General features: G+C 60.5%; 10 protein-coding genes. 8 read left to right on the forward strand and 2 right to left on the reverse strand.

Annotation, left to right across the window (positions count from 1 at the left end; genetic code table 11):
* Nucleotides 1-12: 12 nt before the first annotated feature.
* Nucleotides 13-270, reverse strand: a complete 258-nt coding sequence (locus H045_RS21905; protein WP_015373465.1) for a hypothetical protein — start codon at nucleotides 268-270, stop codon at nucleotides 13-15.
* A gap of 643 nt (nucleotides 271-913) precedes the next feature.
* On the opposite strand from H045_RS21905, the gene H045_RS21910 reads away from it, so the two are divergent.
* The 8 genes from H045_RS21910 to H045_RS21945 all read left to right on the forward strand — a co-directional run bounded on the left by H045_RS21910 (nucleotide 914) and on the right by H045_RS21945 (nucleotide 13,727).
* The gene (locus H045_RS21910; RefSeq protein ID WP_015373466.1) at nucleotides 914-9,262 is read left to right on the forward strand and encodes a hemagglutinin repeat-containing protein; all 8,349 of its coding nucleotides are present in this window, start codon (nucleotides 914-916) and stop codon (nucleotides 9,260-9,262) included.
* Between the two features lies 1 nt (nucleotide 9,263).
* Nucleotides 9,264-9,563 carry a hypothetical protein gene (locus H045_RS21915; protein ID WP_236277811.1) on the forward strand — a complete coding sequence of 100 codons (300 nt, stop codon included), beginning with the start codon at nucleotides 9,264-9,266 and terminating at the stop codon, nucleotides 9,561-9,563.
* Nucleotides 9,564-9,711: 148 nt separating this feature from the next.
* Entirely contained in the window at nucleotides 9,712-10,101 is a 390-nt protein-coding gene (locus H045_RS21920; RefSeq protein WP_236277809.1) for a hypothetical protein, read from the forward strand.
* A gap of 308 nt (nucleotides 10,102-10,409) precedes the next feature.
* Complete coding sequence (locus H045_RS21925; protein WP_041931677.1) at nucleotides 10,410-11,084, forward strand: hypothetical protein; 675 nt, start codon at nucleotides 10,410-10,412, stop codon at nucleotides 11,082-11,084.
* 29 nt (nucleotides 11,085-11,113) lie between these two features.
* Nucleotides 11,114-11,806: a hypothetical protein gene (locus tag H045_RS21930; protein ID WP_015373470.1), complete on the forward strand. Its 693-nt coding sequence runs from the start codon at nucleotides 11,114-11,116 to the stop codon at nucleotides 11,804-11,806.
* Between the two features lie 201 nt (nucleotides 11,807-12,007).
* Nucleotides 12,008-12,688, forward strand: coding sequence for a CsgG/HfaB family protein (locus tag H045_RS21935; protein ID WP_003238709.1), 681 nt, complete (start codon nucleotides 12,008-12,010; stop codon nucleotides 12,686-12,688).
* A gap of 29 nt (nucleotides 12,689-12,717) precedes the next feature.
* Entirely contained in the window at nucleotides 12,718-13,080 is a 363-nt protein-coding gene (locus tag H045_RS21940) for a DUF4810 domain-containing protein (protein ID WP_003238711.1), read from the forward strand.
* A complete protein-coding gene (locus tag H045_RS21945) occupies nucleotides 13,077-13,727 on the forward strand; it encodes a DUF799 domain-containing protein (protein ID WP_003238713.1) in 651 nt (216 codons plus the stop codon). Before H045_RS21940 ends, H045_RS21945 begins: the two co-directional genes overlap by 4 nt.
* Before the next feature lie 53 nt (nucleotides 13,728-13,780).
* Here H045_RS21945 and H045_RS25160 read toward each other — a convergent pair whose 3' ends face one another.
* Entirely contained in the window at nucleotides 13,781-15,223 is a 1,443-nt protein-coding gene (locus H045_RS25160) for a M10 family metallopeptidase C-terminal domain-containing protein (RefSeq protein WP_244159685.1), read from the reverse strand.
* Between the last annotated feature and the right edge of the window lie 61 nt (nucleotides 15,224-15,284).

A 15,284-nucleotide genomic window follows, 5' to 3' on the forward strand; every position in this document is an offset into this window, starting at 1 on the left:
CCCGACTTTCACTCAGGCCGGAACCCCATTAAGCCTGCGACTGATCACATCCAACACATCACACCCATCGCGCAGCGGAATTGCCAGCAACTGCGCAAAATCTTGCAGCACCACCGCATCGCTGCTCAATTGATCGCGAAACGCCAGGTTCTCCAGCAATTGGGTAACAGCGCGGATGCGGTATACGGCGGCGTCGTGGAGTACATCCAGCGGTGCCTGGGTGTCGATAATCAGCGCTGGGACGGTGCAGTCGTGGCCGGTAAGAGGCATGTATCTATTCATGTGAAGTCTCGTTTTGATGGTATGAAAGCCATCACCCCATCGTCGCCAAACGATTCAGGTGGCAGCTGTGCGCAGGTTGGCGAACCGGAAACGAGTAACCGGCAGACCCGAAGGTCTCCCGCGCACAGCCGCCATAACACGACTTTGCGGGTGCAAAAATGCCTGCAAAAAAAACGCAGACCGTTTTTGCACTCGTTTACGGATCGCCAAATCCCATCGCTCTGTTGAGCGACGGCGGGACTATAAGCCGCCCGATCAAACCCGCGCAAGGCATCAAAGGTCGCGTCACGGGACTTCCACTATTTGCGACCCGTTTCACAATCCCCCCAAGAACTTTTCCAACCTTCCCGGTACTAACCTATCTCGACGGCAGTTTGCTGGCTAAATAATGGCAACTGATTATCCGCGCTCAAACAAACTGCCCTCAATACAGCTGCCGCTTGTCGGAATAACCCGTCCAACAACCTGAATTTCATCTTTACGGTGATGTGAAGTTGTTATTAATCAAAAAATTGCGTGCCCAGTCGCTCTGCCCTGCACTTGACCCGGCAAGTTCGATGCCTGTGTGCCACCCAATAAGTTTCGACGGATCGAACAGTCTCTATCGCCCCGTCGCCTTGAGATTTTGAATATGGACGCTCGCCCCGCTTTTGCCCTGAAACGCCTGTGCCAACGTGGCTTGGCTTTGATCCTGGCCAACGTGCTGTTCTGGCAGCCGTTGCTGGCCCAGGCCGAGGGGATTGTGGTGAACGGCCCCGGCACTACGGTCGGCCAGGCGGGCAATGGCGTGCCGGTGGTGAATATCGCCACGCCCAATGGCAGCGGCCTGTCCCATAACCAGTTCAGCGACTACAACGTCGGCCCCAATGGGGTAATCCTCAACAACGCCAGCGCGCCGCTGCAGAACACGCAGTTGGGCGGGATCATTGTCGGCAACCCTAACCTCAAGGCCGGCGCGGCCAATGTGATTCTCAACGAGGTCAACGGCGGCAGCCCCAGCCAGTTGCGCGGTTACACCGAGGTGGCGGGGCAGTCGGCCAAGGTGATCGTGGCCAACCCGTATGGCGTTACCTGCAGCGGCTGCGGTTTTATCAACACGCCGAACGTGACGCTGACCACCGGCAAGCCAGTGCTCGATGCCAGCGGCCAGTTGCAGCGCTATCAGGTCGACGGCGGCGCGGTGACCATCGACGGCCAAGGCCTGAACGCGAGCAATGTCGACCGTTTCGAGATCATCACCCGTACCGCCAAAATCAACGCGCAGATCAATGCACGCGAGCTGAACGTGATTGCCGGGCGCAATGACGTCGACGCCAAAACCTTAAACGCCACCCCGCGCGCCGATGACGGCAGCGCCAAGCCCGAGCTGGCCATCGACTCGTCGGCCCTGGGCGGCATGTATGCCGGCGCGATCAAGCTGGTGGGCACCGAAGCCGGCGTGGGCGTAAAGCTCGACGGCACGCTGGCCGCCAGCGGCGGCGACATCCAGCTGGATGCCAACGGCCACTTGAGCATGGCCCAGGCGGCGGCCAGCGGCGCGGTGAACATCAACGCGGCCAGCCTTGAGACCAAAGGCGCGGTTTACGCCGGTAGCACGCTCAAGGCGCAAACCCGCGGCGAGCTGAAAAACAGCAAAACCCTCGCCGCCCGCGACAGCATCAGCCTGGCCAGCAACGGCCAGTTGACCAACAACGGCATCGTCGAAGCCGGGGTCAACGCCGACAACACCCGCAATGCCAACGGCGACGTCACCCTTAACGCCCAGCGCATCACCAACACCGGCACGCTGATCGCCAACCGCGCACTCACCGCCACGGCCGCGCAAACCCTCAACAACCAGGGCGGCACCCTGAGCGCCAAACAGGCGCTGACGGTGAACGCGGCGGCTGTGGATAACCAGAACCAGGGCCGTCTGCTCAGCGATAACGCGCTGGTGGTCAACACGGCCCAGCTCGACAATCGCCACGCCGGCATTATCTCCAGTGACGGCGCGCAAACCCTCAACGTCAGCGGCGTGCTCGACAACAGCGCCGGCGGCTCGATCGACAGCAGCGGCGCCATCGCGCTGCATGGCCAGGCCCTGGACAACAGCGCCGGCAGCTTCACCAGTGGCGCGGCCATCACCCTCGACCTGCTCGGTGACCTGATCAACCGCAACGGCAAGCTGGCCAGCGCCGGGCCGCTGCTGATCCAGCGCGCCGGCCATGTCGACAATCAGGGCGGCAAGCTCGCGAGCCAAGGGCTGCTGAGCCTGTTCGCCAACAGCCTCGACAATCAGAACAACGGCACCCTGGCCGCCAACGACGACGTGACGGTCACCACCAGTGGCCTGCTGCAGAACGGCAGCAACGGTTTGATCCACAGCGAAAACGCCGGCCTCACCCTCAGCGCCGGCAGCCTGGACAACAACGGTGGTCGGCTGTCCTCCAGGGCCGGGGACGTGTTGATCGACGCCGGCCAGTTCAGCAACGGCACCGGCGCGGTGTTCGCCGGCAATCGTGTGTCGTTGCGTGGCGGCGATGTTGACAACGCCGGGCAGATCGCCGGCCAGGCCATCGACGTCAGCCTGCGCGGCGCATTCAACAACCGCAGCCTGATCGAGAGCGCCACCACGCTGGATGTGAGTGCCGCCAGCCTGAGCAATAGCGCCCAGATGCGGGCACTGGGGAGCGCCGGTCAAACGCGTTACGTCATCGGCGGCCTGTTGAACAACAGTGGCTCCCTGGAGGCGGCCAACAGCGGGTTGAGCCTCGCCGCCGGCTCGTTCCAGAACACCGGCGGCAGCGTGCTGCATGTGGGCAGCGGCGTGTTCGATCTCAGCGGCATCAACCTCGATGAGGTTGGCGGCAGCCTGGTCAGCCACGGCGACCTGACCCTCGACAAAGCCCGTTGGACCAACAGCAGCACGATCCAGGCCGAGCGCCTGACCGTCAACGTCGGCACCCTCAACCAGACCGCCAGCGGCAAGCTGCTGGCCGGCACCCGGCTGGTGGGCAGCGGCCAGGACTGGACCACCGCCGGCACCGTGGCCAGTAACGGCAGCCTCGACCTCACCTTGGGCGGCACGCTCAACAACAGCGGCCGCATGACCGCCGCCACCGACCTCAGCCTGCGCGCCGCAGCCGTCAACAACCTCGGCACCCTCGGCAGCGGCGGGGCCACGACCGTCACCGCCGCCAGCCTGCTCAATGACAATGGCCTGATCTTCAGCGGCGGCGACATGAGCCTGCGCGTCGAGCACCTGAGAAACCTAGCCGCCACCATCTATGCCCTGGGCAACCTGCGCATCGACCGCGACGGCCAGGGCGGCCTCGCCGACAGCATCGTCAACAGTTCCTCGACGATCCAGACCGACGCCAACCTGACCCTCGCCGCCAGCACCCTTCAGAACATCCGCACGCTGCTCACCAGTGAATCGGGCATCTACAGCGCTTCCATCACGCCCACCGCATGCATCTTCAATGTCACGGGCGGCGACTGTGACGGCGGCAAGGAAAACCGACCGTACCTGATTGCCCAGCGTGAGCACTTGATCGTGACGCAAGCCAGCGCGGCGTCCAGCATCACCTCGGGCGGCAACATGCTGCTGACCGGTGGCGAGCTGCTCAACAGCAGCAGTAGCATCGCCGCTGGCGGCAACCTGACCGCCGTCGTCAATCAGTTGAACAACGTGGGCCTGGTGACCCACGACACCCTCAGCGAACGTATTTTTGCCTCCGAGCGCAGCCGTCACCCGGAAATCTGGGCCGAGCCTGCGGCCGCGTTCAACCAGCGTTATTCCATCGGCGGGGCGAATTACGACCCCAATAACATGAACGGCGTCGAAGCCGCCATGGCTGCCTTTATCGGCACCATGGAGCGCGAGTGGGTGCCCCTCAAGACTACCGAGCTGGCGCCTTCCGACCAGCGTTACGCAGCGGTGATCCAGGCCGGCGGCGCCGTCAATGTGAAAGCCCAGGCCGGCATCGACAACAGCGTGGTGCGCGGTGGTTACACCTACGTGGGCAGCGGCATCAAAACCGACACCCGCGCGCCGGGTTACTCCACCCTGGTCAGCCTCAACCCGCAACTGCCGCCGGATGTCGCCCAGCAACAGGTCAACCCCCTCGGCCTGCCGGGCTTTGGCTTGCCCACCGGGCAGAACGGCCTGTTTCACCTCAACGACGGCACCAGCGCCAGCGGCCTGCCGAGCAGTCAGTTCGCGGCCAACCCGCAAAAGTACCTGATCGAAACCAACCCGGCGCTGACCGACATGCGTCAGTTCCTGGGGTCGGATTACCTGCTGGCCAAGTTGGGCTTCAACCCGGACCTGGCACAAAAGCGCCTGGGTGATGGTTTCTACGAACAACGCTTGATCCAGCAAGCCGTGCTTGCCCGTACCGGCCAGCGGTTCATCGATGGCCTGACCAGCGATGCCGCCTTGTACCAGCGTTTGATGGACAACGCCGTCGCCAGCAAAACCGCGCTCAACCTGGCCGTGGGCGTGAGCCTCACTGCCGAGCAGGTCGCGGCGCTGACCCACGATATTGTCTGGCTGGAAAACGCCACCGTCGCCGGCCAACAAGTGCTGGTGCCCGTGCTGTACCTGGCCCAGGCCAACAATCGCCTGGCGCCCAACGGCGCGTTGATCTCCGGCAATGACCTGAGCCTGATGGCCGGCGCCGACCTCAACAACGTCGGCACCCTGCGCGCCACCAGCAGCCTGTTCGCCAACGCCGGCGGCAACCTCACCAACAGCGGCCTGATGCAAGCCGGCGGGCGCCTCGATCTGCTCAGCGGCAACACCCTCAGCAACCGCGGCGGCGGCATTCTCGCCGGCCGCGACGTCAACCTCGCTGCCGGCGCCGACCTGCTCAACCAGCGCACCGTCACCACCCACCAGAGCGCCAGCGGCTACCGCACCGAACGCAGCGACTTCGTCGACAACGCCGCGCGCATCGAGTCGGCCAACGCGCTTACCCTGCAAGCAGGCGGCAATATCAACAACGTCGGCGGCGCACTCAAGAGCGGCGCCGATACCATCGTTCAGGCCAAGGGCGACATCAACGTCACCGCTTCGCAAACCCTGAACAGCGGCAACATTGGCAGCCGCTCGAGCTTCAGCACTCTCGCCCAGCAGGGCTCGGTGGTCGAGGCGGGCCGTGATCTGCATCTGGTGGCGGGGCGCGATATCAGCGCGGTGGGCAGTCAGCTCAATGCCACGCGTGATTTGGCGATGGCGGCGACGGGCAATGTGAACCTCGGCGCGGTCACCAACGAGCAGCATTCGGCATCCAATTCGAAGAAGGTCACCAGCAGAGAGGACCACGTTCAACAGGTGGGCACCTCGCTGGTGGCGGGCGGCGACCTGTCCCTGAGCGCCGGCAACGACCTGATCGCCACGGCCAGCCGCGCGAGTGCCGGCCAGCAAGCGTACCTGTACGCCGGCAATGACCTCGCGCTGAAGGCCGCGCAGAACAGCGACTACAGCTATTACCGCAAAACCAAGACCAGCAACGGGTTACTCTCCAGCAGCCAGAAGACACGCATCGACAGCAGCAACCAGATCGCCCAGCAAGGCTCTTCCATCAGCGGCGACACGGTGGTGGTGCGTGCCGGTCGAGACATCGGCACCACGGCCAGCGATGTGGTGTCCACCCACGCCACAAGCGTGCAGGCCGGACGCAACGTATTGATCGACGGCGCCACCGAAAGCTTCGAGCAGAGCCATTCGTCCTCGGTCAAAAAATCGGGCTTGCTGAGCACCGGCGGCATCGGCGTCACGCTAGGCTCCAGCAGCAACAAAAACACCACCACCAGCAGCACCGAAACCACCCGCGCCAGCAATGTTGGCAGCGTGCTGGGCAGCGTGAACATCCAGGCCGGCAAGGACCTGACCGTACGTGGCTCCGACGTGGTGGCCGGCAAGGACATCAGCCTGGCCGGGCAGAATGTCAGCATCCTGGCGTCCGAGAACAACAACCGCAGTGAGCAGACCGCCAAGAGCAAATCCAGCGGCTTGACCCTGGCGTTGTCCGGCACCGTGGGCAGCGCGGTGGACAGCGCCTACCAGACCGCCAAACAGGCCAGGAACGAGGACGACACTCGTCTGTCGGCGCTGCAAGGCGTGAAGGCCGGCTTGACCGGTGTGCAGGCCTGGCAGGCGGCGCAGAAGGACGGGGGCATCAACGGCGGAAACGTCGCGCAGTTCGTGGGCATCAGCCTCTCCCTGGGCTCACAAAAGTCCGAGTCCAAACAGACTCAGGAACAAACCCTCAGCCAGGGCAGCAGCCTCACCGCCGGCAACAACCTCACCATCGTGGCCGACGGCAACGGCACGCCCGGGGACGCGGGTGATATTCGTGTGCAAGGCAGCAAGCTGCAGGCCGGCAACCAGATGCAACTGGCCGCCGAGCGCGACATTCGCCTGGAAGCGGCAGCCAACGACCAGAAGCTCGAGGGCAACAACAAGAGCAGCGGCGGGGCGGTGGGCATCAGCTTGGGCGTGGGCTCCGAAGGCGGCGGGCTGAGTATCTTCGCCAATGCCAACAAAGGCACAGGCAACGAAAAAGGCAACGGCACCACCTGGACCGAGACCACGCTGGACGCCGGCAACCAGATCAACCTGACCAGCGGGCGCGACACGACCCTCAAAGGCGCCCAGGTCAGCGCCGACAAAATCGCCGCCACCGTCGGCCGCGACCTCACGCTGCAAAGTCTGCAAGACACCGACAACTACAAGTCCAAGCAGACCGATGCGAGCGCCGGCGTCAGCTACGCCATCATCGGTTCAGGCGGCAGCGCCAACCTCAGCGTCAGCAAAAGCAAGCTCGACTCCAAATACCAAAGCGTGCAGGAGCAAACCGGCCTGTTCGCCGGCAAGGGCGGTTACCAGATCGACGTGGGCAGCCACACCCAACTCGACGGCAGCGTGATCGCCAGCACCGCCACGCCAGACAAAAACCGTTTGAGCACCGGCACCCTCGGCTGGAGCGTGTTGAAGAACAAGGCCGAGTACAGCAGCAAATTGCAAAGCGCCAGCGTCAGCACGGGCAGTGATGGCTCCGGCGCCTTTATCAGCAACATGCCCACCGGCACCCTGATCGCTTTCAACCACGGCGACAGCGACAGCGGCACCACCTCATCGGCCATCTCCAACGGCACCCTCGACATCCGCGATCCTGCCAAACAACAGCAGGACGTCGCCACGCTCAGCCACGACGTCGAACACGCCAACGGCAGCATCAGCCCGATTTTCGATAAAGAGAAAGAGCAGAAACGCCTGCGGCAGGTGCAGCTTATTGCGGACATTGGTACGCAAACGGTCGATATCGTTCGGACCCAAGGTCAGCTTAATGCCGATAAAGAGGCGCGTGCTGAACTTGATAAGCGTGGCATCAAGGAACCTGAAAAAGATGCCAATAAAGAAGACGTCGAACGCTACAAGCAACAACTCATTGCCACTGACGCTTATCAACGAATCATGGCTGACTACGGGGTCGGCGGTAATTACCCCCGTGTAGCACAGGCGGTGACAGCAGCATTGCAAGGCCTTGTGGGGGGCGATATTGGCTCAGCTATTGCGGGGGCATCGGCGCCGTACCTGGCACAAGTGATCAGGAAAACCACCGGGGACAATACCGCGCTGAATACCATGGCGCATGCCGTACTGGGCGCGGTGGTAGCGCAGGCGCAAGGCAACTCCGCACTGGCCGGCGGTGCTGGCGCGGCGACGGGTGAGTACATTGCGCACCAGATGTATCCGGGTGTGGCAACGGCGGATCTGACGCAGGATCAGAAGGAGACCGTGTCGGCGTTGTCCGGTTTGGCTGCGGGATTGGCCGGGGGGGTTGCGGGAGGCGATCTGGGTGGGGCGGTCACGGGCGCGCAGGCGGGGACAAATGCGGTTCAGAACAACTATCTGAGCGAGGGGCAGAAAGCTCAGCGTGATGCGGAAATGGCAGCTTGCCCGGGTGCGGGATGCCGCACAGGTACCGCTACCAAGTGGCTGGCAATCGATATTTCGCAGGATGCCGTCTTTACAGCAGGTGCACTCTCAGGTGCGGCTATTGGGTTGAATGAATCCATCGACAGCATTGTGCACACGGCTGGTAACTTTACAGAGACCATCACGGCCCTGAAATCCGTTGTCGAGAGCGGTGGTGTTTGGGATTCGGTCAAGCAATCGTACATCGACCGCCTTGATAAATTGCAGATGCACTACGAAGAAGCCGGGGCCAGTGGTTCATACCTGGCCGGAGTTGAAACCGGCAAGCTTTTGATTGATATGGCGAGCGTTCTCGCCGATGGCGCCGGGCTGGTGAAGGGTGGTGCCTTGCTGGCGGAGAAGGTTACGGCCAAGGTTGCCAAGGCTGAGTTGGAGGTGGCGGCGAAGGGCTCGGCGGGTACGCCTCCATGGTTCAGCGCTGAGGGGGAGTTTAGCGGAAGGCTTTCTGATGGTTATGCGTCGGGAACGACTACGACTACGTTTAATGAGGTTGTTGTAGAGAACGCTGGGGATTTTAGCGGCGGGATTGGGGCAAAAGGTGGCGGTTCTAGTGGTTTCAGTGGCGGTAAACCAACTATTGTTGATGATCCATATAGCCCGAATGCTGTTACTGAAAGGTCTAGCGTAAATAGAGATTATTATGGTCGGGAAACTGCTGCCGATGAGTTTTCTGCTGGTCTTCCAGACTATGCAACGCATTCAACAGCAAAGAGCTATCAGTCAACGGCGCCAAGAGATCTGAACGAGCAGACTTTGTGGAACCGAGTGACAGAAAATCCCTCTGCCGGTCGTGATACAAAACTAGCGGGCGATAAAGACTTCCCGCGGAGTGAGGGATGGAGAAAAATGGAAGTAAGTCACCGTCTACCTAGCGGAGAAAATATAACCATCCACTACCAGTACAATTCCGTAACGGGTAAAGCATACGATATGAAAATTACTACGCCGCAACAGCTGCCCCCTGTGCTGCAGCCCGGTAGGACTATTGAGTGATGTGGATATGATTATTCGAGAAATTGGGCGAGAAGAGCCTGTACAGGTGTTTGGGATTTACTGGATAGAGAGCGAGCGTTTTTACTGGGTCATTCCTTATGATGGCTACGGTGGCCTGATGGCACTCAGCGATAGAGAAGTCGATGTTGTTGACTCTTCTTTGTCAAGTGATCTCATCCTCTGCAAGGATGGGGGGGGAGGGGACATGATTCTGCATTGGGCAGCGGAAGATTTGATTGAAGAGCTTGTGGAGCGTGATCCACTAGCAATGGTCGAGTTCTTAGAACGCATAAAAGGCTGATGGTCCAAAAGGGACGGGCCAGGTTATCCCTGATGCAATAAGCCCCCCCAAGCTCAGTTCGGTTGAAGACCTGTTTGGGCAGACATTTGAAAGTATCCCGCTGTCGCACCTTCCCAATTGGAAGACCGGTTCGCTTGTAAATGATGGGGTGTTGGGCGAGCAACTGGCCCTGCAAACCCTTAACGAGAAAACCGGCCTCAATTTCAAACCTCTGCAAAACAGTAGCAACCACGGCTGCGATGACTGCGCGGTGGCGATCAATGGCGATACGATTACCGTGGTGGTGATGGATGCGAAGTCTTCGGTGAATGGTGTGAGTAAGGCCGGTACGCCGCATGGGGACCCGAGGACGCGGTTGGAGGGGTGGCTGGGTAATAGATTAATTGCAGACTCTGATCCTGCTTTACGCGATGCTTTGCAAGCGGCGTTGGATTCAGGAAAAGCCAAAGTTCAAGGTGTAACAGTCAAAGTCGGTGTTCCCGCCCCTAGTAAAACAGGTGTAGCAGAATTTAAGGTGGAACCATGGACCAAGAAGTAATTCAGTGCGAGCGCTCGGGCGTAAACCCGAAATGGCCCTCCTACAAAAGTGTACTGGGGCGCATAGCCAAGGGGCCATACGTCTCAGATGACTACGAGTTTAATGGCATCCGTGAATATGTTGAGCGCGGCGATGCATTTGCGAAGCCATCAATGCCTGTACCGAATAATGACAACGTTACGCGTAGTAGCTCCGAATGGATGGCCGTCACACGAGCCCACAAGGTAATGGCAACCGCGCCAGATAACCCGCAATGGCTTCTGGAATTGGCCCATTGGCTGCGCTATTACCAAGTAGGAATTTGGCAGTTGTTCTTCTGGGCGGGCCAGTTCGACATTATTGCCAAAGCGGCAGGCAATGATCGACGCCGCCAAAACTACAGCATCCAAACCGCCACCAATATGATGGCCGCCATGGCGATCCTAGGCTGGAAGGATGCCGTCATCCATCAGGGCTATCTCACCCATGCGGCTCTCAACCGTGGGCATCAATTAGTGATTGAGTACGAAGAGCAACACCGCCGCGCCCAAGCCTTTATGCTGCGTGTGTTTGCCGATTGGGTGGGCGATGTCTCGCATCAATGGCCTGCTTATGCTTACGACGAACCCATCTACGAAGCCTTGTTGGCCAATTGGCGCACTCCCAGCCCCGACGACCTGATGCCCTGCCTGTTGGCCGCGTGTGACCGCCACACTTGGCAAACCGGCAAAGAGAGCCAGAAGAATTCCTACGACTTCAATCAGGACTGGCACTTGGAGCGCGTGCCGGTGGAAATTCTCTATATCCTGCGCCTGCGCCAGTGGGAAGGTTTAGCCAATCCGCAGAAGATTGATCATCCGCTGCTGGCCGCGCCCTTTGACCAATTGCCGTCCGAGCAACCAGTGCCTGAGTTGGACGAGTTGATGCAAGGTGTGCTAAAGCGCGCAAGGGAAGACTGGCCACAATACGATGAAGTGCTGTCTTTGCCAGCATTGAAGAGTTGAATAAACACCCAAAACACCAAGGGACTGCCGTGAAAAACCTCCTACTCATTCTCCTCACCACCCTCATCCTCGGCGGCTGCGTCAGCCATCCGCTCACACCGGAAAATCGCGCGCAGGTTAAAACCGTGAAAGTGCTGCCCGTGAAGTGGGGCAAGAACATGGTGTACTTCGGTCGTGAACAAGCCTGGGGCGCGGCCTTGGGCGCCGGGTTGGGTGCCGGTGTGGGCATGGCGAGCGGGGCGTCCAGGGTGGGGACTGCGGCGTTGAGCGGTGCCGGGTTTGCCGCTGGCATGAAGCTTGGGCAGTTGGCTGAAATGTCGACGCCAGCGGCGATATTGACGGTGATGGACGCCGAAAACATCGACGTGGGTGTGTTGCTCAAACAGGGTTTTGTCGATGCGCTGAGCAAGACGTCGACGCTCAAGGTGGTGGGTGACGATGAGCCCGCCGATGCGCAGATTCAATTGACGGTGACTGAGTGGGGGTTTCGCCTGACTCAGGGTTTCAGCAGCGTGATCTACCCGACCATTTCGGTGATTGCGCAGATGGACCGTGGCGACCAGATGATCTGGCGTACGTTCGAGACGATCACGCCGTTCAATGGCCAGAATGTGTATGGCTACACGCCGCTGACCTACCGCACCGACCCCGAGGCTTTGCGCCGGGCGCTGACCGGGATCACGCAGATCTCCAGCCAGTATCTGGTGAAGGAGCTTAAGTAAGCCTGGTGGAACTTCATGTTCTGCAGGTTGTGCAGGGTTCACATATCCGCGCGAAACAACTTGAGAACCCCCCTTAACTCCGTAAAATGCGCCAGCCGTTGCGGCACTACAGATTCAGGGATGAATGCAGACGCACGTGTTGCTCCTCCCGGAATCGCCGCAGGCCTTAGCTCTGCCGATTTCCCATTTCAGGAGCAATACGTGAACACACTCTCCAAAATCCTGCTGTCTGGCCTCACCGCCGCAGCGCTGTTGACCGTGGCCGGTTGCGCCACCGAGAGCAACCGCGCGATGCCGGTGGAGCAGGTCGCCAGCGCCAAGATTGCCTATTCCGGCGTGCGCGTGCCGATTGCCGTGGGCAAGTTCGATAACCGCTCCAGCTACATGCGCGGCATCTTCTCCGATGGCGTCGACCGCCTCGGTGGTCAGGCCAAGACCATCCTCATTACTCACCTGCAGCAGACCAACCGCTTCAACGTGCTGGACCGCGACAACATGGGCGAAATCTCCCAGGAAGCCGCGATCAAAGGCACCGCGCAGAAGCTCAAGGGCGCTGACTACGTAGTGACCGGCGATGTGACCGAGTTCGGCCGCAAAGAGACCGGCGACCGCCAGCTGTTCGGCATTCTCGGCCGTGGCAAAACCCAGGTGGCCTACGCCAAGGTCGCGTTGAATATCGTCAACATCAGCACATCCGAAGTGGTGTATTCCACCCAGGGTGCCGGTGAGTACGCGCTGTCCAACCGTGAAGTGATCGGCTTCGGCGGTACCGCCAGCTACGACTCCACCCTCAATGGCAAGGTGCTGGACCTGGCCATGCGCGAAGCGATCAACCGCCTGGTCGACGGCATCAATGCCGGCGCCTGGAACCCGCGCAACTGATCAGCCACACCACAAGGAGCAGTACACGGATGAGCAAGGCAGTGAAGTTGGCGCTGATGCTGACAGCAATCGCAGCAGTCGCCGGGTGCCAGACGGCGCCCCAGCCCCTGTATCAATGGGAAAGCTACCAGCCGCAGGTTTACGAGTACTTCAAGGGTGAGCCCAAGGAAGCGCAAGTCGAGGCACTGGAACGCGATCTGCAGAAGATCAACGCCAGTGGCCGCAAGGCGCCGCCGGGTTACCACGCGCATTTGGGCATGCTGTACATGAGCATGGGCAAGGATGACCAGATGGTGCAGGAGCTGCGTACCGAAAAGGCGTTGTTCCCTGAGTCCGCCGCTTACATGGATTTTTTGCTTAAAAACGCCAAGGCCGGAGTTGCCCTCAAATGAACCTCTTGAAACTCACCGGCGCCTTGCTGGCCCTGGCTTTGCTCGGCGGTTGCGCGGCGCCCAAGACCATTGATTACACGGCCTACAAACAGGCGCGGCCCAAGTCGATCCTGGTACTGCCGCCGATCAACGAGTCGCCGGAAGTGCAGGCCTCCTACAGCCTGGTGTCGCAGGTGACTTACCCGTTGGCCGAAGCCGGCTACTACGTGTTGCCGATCGCCCTGGTGGATGAAACCTTCCGTCAGAACGGTCTGACCACTGCCAACGATATTCAGGCCGTGCCGCCCACCAAGCTGCATGACATCTTTGGTGCGGACGCAGCGCTGTACATCACCGTCAGCGAGTACGGCACCAAGTACATGCTGATCTCCAGCGACACCTCCGTGACGGCCTCGGCCAAACTGGTCGACCTGCGTACCGGCACCACCCTGTGGACCGGTGCGGCGCGTGCGTCCAGCGAAGAAGGCAACAACAACGGCGGCGGCCTGGTAGGCATGCTGATCACGGCGGCGGTCAAGCAGGTGATCAACAGCTCCACCGATGCGGCGCACCCGATTGCCGGGATTACCAGCGCCCGCCTGCTGTCGGCAGGACAACGCACCGGCATTCTGTACGGCCCGCGTAATCCGAAATACGGCACCGACTGACGTGTTTTAAAAGCCCTGCCTGGCCGCCTGGTCAGCCAGGGCTTTTTGCAGCCTCAGTTCACCAGGATGTCCTTGGGCTTGATCAATTGCGTGCTGTTGACTCGGAAGCTCGGCTTGCCCGTGCCAGTCAGGTCGATGGCGACGAAATAGCGATTGATAGCCGGGTCGAAACTGACGATGGTTTCGCCTGCGCGCCCAGTGAAGGCAGTGACGAGTTTGAGGTGTGCATTGGCCTCGTTCTCCAGGCCGCGCAGGTCCATTTTGTCGACCCCGGTAGAGAGGTCCATGATTTCGTCCGGGGCTTCAGGCGTGGAATCGCTGGCGCGTTTATAGACGAACGTGTCCGCGCCTCTGCCGCCGCGCAGCCGGTCTGCGCCGCCGCCGCCCGTGAGCCGGTTGGCGGCGTCGTTGCCGATCAGTGCGTCATGGCCTGAGCCGGCAATGGCATTTTCGATGGCGCAGTCGCGCGCAATAGAGACATTGCCTCGCAAGCCCCCCACATCCGAGAACGAGCCCGCCCTGAGGTTGATGACCTGGTCGTTGCCGTACCCCGAGACATCCAGCGTGTCGTTGCCCGCGCCGTCCCAGATGCAGAACGCCGCGCTATCTCGATGGTTTTCGAGGGAGTAGTAATCCCTGCCGCTATTGGAGTTGAAACCGTAGGTGTTGTCTTCCCGGCGAATGTGATGATTGGCCCCATACCTTTTTTGCACCGCACTGATGTCGTCCATCATCGGCGCTTTGGGCGGTTCGCCAAGCTGCTTGCCGCAGTGTTCGGCATCGAAGTAACTCATGACGCTATGCGCTCTGGAGTCCTGTACGTGGGCAGGCGCGCTTGCCCCGGTCCAACCGTCGTAATGGCCTGGATGAGTCAGGCCCAGTGTGTGACCAATTTCGTGGGTCAGATCGTGGCGTGTCACCCGGCTTGGGTTGTAAAACGTGTTGCCGCTGCTCCAAAACTGTCCGGGGAAAAAGCCCACTGCCGTGTCGACTTGGCTGGAAACACCGAAGCTTAATCGACCTTCTGCCTGGCGGCCGTTCTCAGTGAAATCCAGATTGGCGACATCACTCCAGGATTGCATGGAGCGTCGTGCGTCCCGCTTTTGAGCTTCGTTGAACCGTTGTGCATGGGTGTTGAAGGTGTAGGAAATTTCAGTCTTACCATTCCGATTCCAGTCATGCCACTTATCCGTTTCCCGGGTGAGTTGCTCAACGGCTTGCTGCTTGTCAAACGAGCGCTTGTGGATCCTGGCTGCGTGTGGATCGTCCCGGCGCAGCGTCTCGTCGTAGTTGGCATGGCGAGTACTTCTGGCTGGAGGATGCAGAAAGCGATTTGACTCGACGTAGTGTGGTGGCGCCTTGCGCACATAGCGGTGCGGAATAGGCGGTTGGAGAAATGGCCGAAGGAGTGTTCCAAGCAACCGGTTGAACGGTCGCAGAGCAGGTTGAATGTACGGCTGATAGGCATATAAGGGCGCGCTGAAATCTATTCTCACGGTAGTATTTTCCGCTGGGTGCTGTCACTTTCCTTACTTGAACGACGCCGCAGGTTCCGTT

This window comes from Pseudomonas poae RE*1-1-14 (assembly GCF_000336465.1).
Lineage (GTDB): Bacteria > Pseudomonadota > Gammaproteobacteria > Pseudomonadales > Pseudomonadaceae > Aquipseudomonas > Aquipseudomonas poae.

Coding starts and splice junctions, on each gene's coding strand:
- H045_RS21905 (WP_015373465.1), bottom strand. CDS start 270: ATGCCTCTTACCGGCCACGACTGCACCGTCCCAGCGCTGATTATCGAC.
- H045_RS21910 (WP_015373466.1), top strand. CDS start 914: ATGGACGCTCGCCCCGCTTTTGCCCTGAAACGCCTGTGCCAACGTGGC.
- H045_RS21940 (WP_003238711.1), top strand. CDS start 12,718: ATGAGCAAGGCAGTGAAGTTGGCGCTGATGCTGACAGCAATCGCAGCA.
- H045_RS21945 (WP_003238713.1), top strand. CDS start 13,077: ATGAACCTCTTGAAACTCACCGGCGCCTTGCTGGCCCTGGCTTTGCTC.